The following is a 4497-nucleotide window of genomic DNA, read 5'->3' as shown; positions in this document are numbered from 1 at the left end:
TGATGGCGGTGATACCAACAGCGCCAGCGTGGGCACCAACACCAACACCAACAGCGGCAGCGATGGCGATGGCAGTTACGACAGTGCCATCGTGGGCACCAGCACCAGCACCAGCACCAGCACCAGCAGTGGCAGTGGCAGTGGCAGTGGCAACGGTGACAGTCGCGAGAGCGCCAGCGATATCGCGAGCGACGGCGTGAGCTCGGGCGACACCGTCAGGCCTGGCGGCGCCGACAACTCGCCAGGCCGGGCAACGGTGAGATCGCACTCCTGGGCGGGACCGCGCCCCCGGAATGGAGCCGGCTCCGGCGACGGCCCTGGCGACAGCCCCGGCGACGGCCCTGGCGGCGTCGACAGGTCCGGCGGTGTTGACAGTCACGGTCTTACGAATGGTTACGATGATCCGCGCGGATCCGTCACCGGCTCGCCGGCTGTGGACGCCGACCGTCCGCTGGCGGGAGTCCGGGTGCTCGTCCCGCGGACAAGGCCGCGTCCCGGGCTGCTGGCCGCCCGGTTACGCGCGCTCGGCGCGGACGCCGTGGAGAGTGTCGTCTCGCGTCCCGGGCCGGTGGCCGCCCCGGCACCGCTGCTGGCGGCGCTCGCCGGCGCGGACGCGCTGGTGCTGGCGGGCGTCGCGGAGGTCGCGGCGGTGGTCACACTGCTGCGTCGGGCCGGCCGCGACGTCCGGGCGCTTGCCGGGCTCGTGCTGATGGCCGCCGACGCCGAGGCGGAGGTCTCGTTGGAGGCCCTTGGGCTGTCCTGCGCCCGGCTGCCCGTCAGCGCTGATGGCCCGGAGCGCGCCAACACACACAGTGCGCGGACGCGGGCTGCGGAGCCCACCGACGCGCAGGATGCGGTGTCTGCGGTGATGGGCGGCAGCGTCCGCGTGGTGGTGTGCGCGTCCGCGCCGCCGCCCGCCGGAGCGGAAACGGTGCGTCGGATCAGCCTCCTGACCGATGTCGTCGCCGAACCCGACCCGCGGATCGTCGAGGAGATCCGGCACGGCGACCTGCACGCGGTGGCGTTCGCGTCGTCGACCGCGGCCCGCGCGACCGTCGCGCTGTACGGCCCCCTACCGGACGGGATCATGGTGGCCGCGATAGGACGGCGTACCGTCGCGGCCTGTCAGCACGCCGGCATCCGGGTGGACGCGGTGGCGACCGAGCCCGGCATCCATCCGCTGGCCGCGGCGGTGGCCGATGCCGTCACCAGAGCCCGCTCGTCCGAAACGCCGGTCGGCCAACACGCGTCCGCCCCGAAACCCGCCAAAAGCTGATGATCGAACACTCTCGGATCACGCGAACGAGGGGATGAACGGTCGCTGTGGCAGCCGTTTTCACTCTCGTTCTCTTGACTGGGACGAGAGGGGGCGGGTGATTGTCCGAATGGTGATCGGGAGACCGTTCGGGGCGAGAGCCCGTTCGAGGTGGGCGCGAGGCCGGTGTGGGCGCGCTGGTGCCTGCCACCGGTTGTCATCAGGTCCACCGGTTGTCATCAGGCGTCGTCGGGGGCCATTCGGTCAGGGCTCGTCCGGGGCGAAGGCATGGCCGGTGCAGGCATGGCCGGTAAGGGCGTCGTCGATGCGGGCGGTGACAGCGGTCAGCACACCGGGATGCAGCCCGAGTGGCGCGGTCAGCGTCCAGCGGGTGTGCGGGAAGCGCTCCCGGGCCCGGGTGAGGGCGGCCGGGATGTCCCGCGACGTGTGGCTGCCGTCGAACAGGAAGAAAGGGTGGGCCACGATCTCGGTGCAGCCGGCGGCGGCCAGGCTGGCGTAGCCGGCCATGATGTCGGGCTGGACCACGTCCAGGAAGGCCGGCTCCACCGCGTGCCAGTGGATCTGATGGTGACCACCCGTCACGCCAGGATCGGCCTCGGCGGGCGGGGTCTTGAGCCCGCCCGCCGAGGTCTCGAACTCGTCGGATATGGCACCGGTTACCGGATCAGGCGTGGTGTCCGTCCCGCGTCCGGAAGCACCGGAAGCACCGGACGGGCTGGAAGTGGTGGGCGGGCTGGAAGCATCGGGCGGGCTGGAAATGGTGGGCGGGCTGGAAGCGGCGGACGGATAGGACGGGCCGGGCACAGGGGCTGTCTCCCGCCCGAGTGGGGAAGCCGCTCCCCGCCTGAGCGCGCGGGCCACGGCCTGACCGGGCGCGGGGGGTGTGACCTGGCCGGATGCGGGAGCTGGGGGACGGCCGGACGCGGCAAGCGCGGCGCCGGGCCCAGCGGGTGTGGCGCCGGGTACGGGGGGTGTGGCGCTGGGTGCAGCGGGTGTGGTACCGGGTACGGGGGGTGTGGCGCGGGTGGCCCAGCCGGATGTGGTGAGCAGGCGAGCGACCTCGCGGACGGTCGCGTTCGCCTCGTCCCGCCGTGAGCCGTGCCCGATCACCAGTAGACCCCGCATACCCACCAGTCTGCGCCGGCGGTGCGCCCATCGGGTAATGCCGCGTTCGTCGGGGCACACGGTCACACTGCCGCCGGCTGGCCCGACGGCAACAGCCCGTTCGTCGCGGTGTGGCCTGTTGGCGTGAAGAGTGGCCTGTTGGCGTGAAGAGCGGTCCCGCCGGATGGCTCGCCGTCGGCGATGGTGAGTTCGCTCGTCAGCCGGATGGGTGGCAGCGCCGTCGGAGAGCGCTCGTCCGGACGCTGGGCCCGTTGTCGGGCCCAGCCGCGCGCGGGCCCAGCTGGACAGCGTTTCGGGCAAAACCCTGGTTCAGCCGGAACCCGGGGAGGGACGTCGCCGTCGCGGGGTACTTGTCCGGGGCGGCGAGTCGTTTCGGATTCGGCCACATGGTGCCGAGCCGAACAGCACCAAATAATTTCAAACAACTTTGAACAACACAAGACAATGTAGAACAATATTGGACGACACCTTCGGGCAACGCGGAAGCCGGGCGCGGGGAATGGGGAATTACGGATGTCGCGGCCGGTGCATGTCGAGGGCCCGGTCAGGGCGCCCGAGCCGTCAGGGCGCCCGGGCGTCACGAGGCGGCCGGACACCCTGGAGGGGTCCCTGGTGCCCGGGCTGTCAGGGTGCCCGGGCGTCCCGGGTGGTGCTTCGGGGTGTCAGCCGGCGGGGCCGTCGTCGGAGCTGTGGCCCGGGAAGACCTTGGCGGACGGGTCGATGACTGGTGCCGCGTTGTTCACCGCGGTCGCGACCTCACCGAAACCGGTGGCGATCAGACGTACCTTGCCCGGGTACTCGGTGATGTCGCCGGCGGCGAAGATCCGCTCGACGCCGGTCGCCATGGTCGTGTCCACCACGATGTGACGCTTCTCGACGGTCAGGTTCCAGCGGGTCAGGGGGCCGAGGTCGGCGGTGAACCCGAGGGCGGCGACGATCGCCTGGGCCGGGCGGACCTGGCGGTCGCCGGACTTGTTGTTCAGCAGTTCGACCTTCTCCACCTGGCTGTCCCCGTGGATGGTCGCGACCTCGGTGTGCGTGAGCACCTCGACGCTGGAGGCCAGCACCTTCTCGACGGTGTGCGCGTGCGCGCGGAACCGGTCCCGCCGGTGGACGAGGACCACCGACCGGGCCAGCGGCTCCAGGGCGAGCGCCCAGTCGAAGGCGCTGTCACCCCCGCCGACGATGACGACGTCGGCGTTGGCGTAGACGTCCAGTTTCGGGACGAAGTAGACCAGGCCACGGCCGAGATGGTCGCTGCCGACGGGTAGCGGGCGCGGCGTGAACGTCCCGAGCCCGCCGGTGATGACGACGGCCTTCGCCCGCACCCGCGTGCCCTGCGCGCTGGTGACCACGACGGCATCGGCCTCGTGGGCCAGTTCGGTCGCCTGCTGGCCGAGCAGGTAGCTGGGGGAGAACGCGCCGGCCTGGGCGACGAGGGCGGCGATGAGCTCCCGGCCCCGCACCGCGGGGAACCCGGCTACATCGTAGATCACCTTTTCCGGGTACATCGCGGTGACCTGGCCGCCGGCTTCGGGCAGCGAGTCCATCACCGTCACGGACATCCCGCGGAATCCGGCGTAGTAGGCGCCGAAGAGGCCGGCCGGGCCGGCGCCGATGATCAACATGTCGGTGTCGACATCCACCGATGCCGAGCCGTCAGGGCCAGTAGTGGTCAGTGCGTCCACATGCGACTCCTGGTGCCATGTGGCCGTGACCGGACCGGATATGCGGGTCCGGACAGCGCCACTGGAAGAATTTTTTACCCATCCTGCCGCATCGCAGAGTGAGGTGCCCCGACACGTGCGTCGACGTCGGCGCGGCACGTGCGCATTCACGGTGGTGTTTCCCTGTTGACGGTTGTGGTCCGGATATTCCGGCAGGGCGGGCGAAACCAGGAGGAAACTGGTCGTGTCATCAGTTGGGCGGGCCGCCGGATAATCCGGCCTGGTGCCGGGCGCTTACTGTTGGAAACCCGATCACGTCTTCCTGGCCCGCTGGCCGGCACCGAAAAAATCTCCGGTCCGTGCCGGGCGGCGATCCGGTCGACGGTCCCGTTGGCCCGGCTCGGTGGCCGTGGCGCGTGGTGGGCAGGA

General features: G+C 71.0%; 3 protein-coding genes. 1 reads left to right on the top strand and 2 read right to left on the bottom strand.

All coding sequences use genetic code 11. The features are described 5' to 3' along the window. The first annotated feature begins 91 nt into the window (after nucleotides 1–91). Nucleotides 92–1276, top strand: a complete 1185-nt coding sequence (locus NBW84_RS08170; RefSeq protein WP_445548667.1) for a uroporphyrinogen-III synthase — start codon at nucleotides 92–94, stop codon at nucleotides 1274–1276. A 243-nt stretch (nucleotides 1277–1519) separates the two neighbouring features. Here NBW84_RS08170 and NBW84_RS08165 read toward each other — a convergent pair whose 3' ends face one another. Both NBW84_RS08165 and NBW84_RS08155 read right to left on the bottom strand, forming a co-directional pair. Beyond that, nucleotides 1520–2080, bottom strand: a complete 561-nt coding sequence (locus NBW84_RS08165) for a sirohydrochlorin chelatase (protein WP_445548665.1) — start codon at nucleotides 2078–2080, stop codon at nucleotides 1520–1522. Nucleotides 2081–3063: 983 nt separating this feature from the next. Then, a complete protein-coding gene (locus NBW84_RS08155) occupies nucleotides 3064–4029 on the bottom strand; it encodes an NAD(P)/FAD-dependent oxidoreductase (RefSeq protein WP_445548549.1) in 966 nt (321 codons plus the stop codon). Between the last annotated feature and the right edge of the window lie 468 nt (nucleotides 4030–4497).

The organism is Protofrankia sp. CiP1_Cm_nod2, from assembly GCF_920664355.1.
GTDB lineage: Bacteria > Actinomycetota > Actinomycetes > Frankiales > Frankiaceae > Protofrankia.
Note: the sequence above shows the minus strand (reverse complement) of the source record. Positions and strands in the feature narration are given on the sequence as shown.

What these genes read in the sequence shown, in the direction of transcription:
- NBW84_RS08155 (WP_445548549.1), bottom strand. Translation starts at nt 4,029, where the DNA reads ATGTTGATCATCGGCGCCGGCCCGGCCGGCCTCTTCGGCGCCTACTAC.